Here is a 517-nt window from a genome sequence, read left to right as displayed (position 1 = left end):
ATCGAGCTCCGTGTTCGCCTGGTCGTAGAGTCCGGAGAGCGACTCATCGGTGATTCCCGTGAAGTTCGACTCGGAATCGACCGGGGAGAACAGGGCCTCCGATGACGAGATCGGGAACGCCGTGCCAGCCCAAGAGAAGCCGGTCATTTCGAAGTCACCCGGGATGACGTAGTCGGAGAAGAACCCGGCTGCCGGCACCTCATTGAGTTCGACGGTGACTCCGACGTCCTTGAGGTCGGCCTGCACCTGAACGGCACGCTGCTTGTTCGTCGCGGTCTCTGCCGGAATCGTCATCGTGAGCACGAGGGGCACTCCGTCTTTCTCACGCGCGCCGTTGTCTCCCTCGGTGTAACCGAGTTCGTCAAGCAGCGCCTTCGACTTGTCGGTGTCGAAGCCGATGGCGTCTCCGACGTTGTCTTCGAAGCCCTTCTGTCCGGGCATGAAAATGTAGCTGCCCTGAGTCGTGGCAGGCACGCCCACGGGGGTATTGGCAGATTCGGAAATGAGCGAACGGTTG

At 60.9% G+C, this 517-nt stretch carries 1 protein-coding gene; it reads right to left on the bottom strand.

Features of this window, described 5'->3' with window-relative positions; all coding sequences use genetic code 11:
• Nucleotides 1-474 (bottom strand): ABC transporter substrate-binding protein (locus JF66_RS20030; protein WP_231556531.1); only part of this gene is annotated, 474 nt, incomplete at its 3' end.
• Nucleotides 475-517 lie beyond the last annotated feature (43 nt).

Source organism: Cryobacterium sp. MLB-32 (assembly GCF_000738085.1).
Lineage (GTDB): Bacteria > Actinomycetota > Actinomycetes > Actinomycetales > Microbacteriaceae > Cryobacterium.
This window is presented reverse-complemented; position numbering and strand designations above follow the sequence as displayed.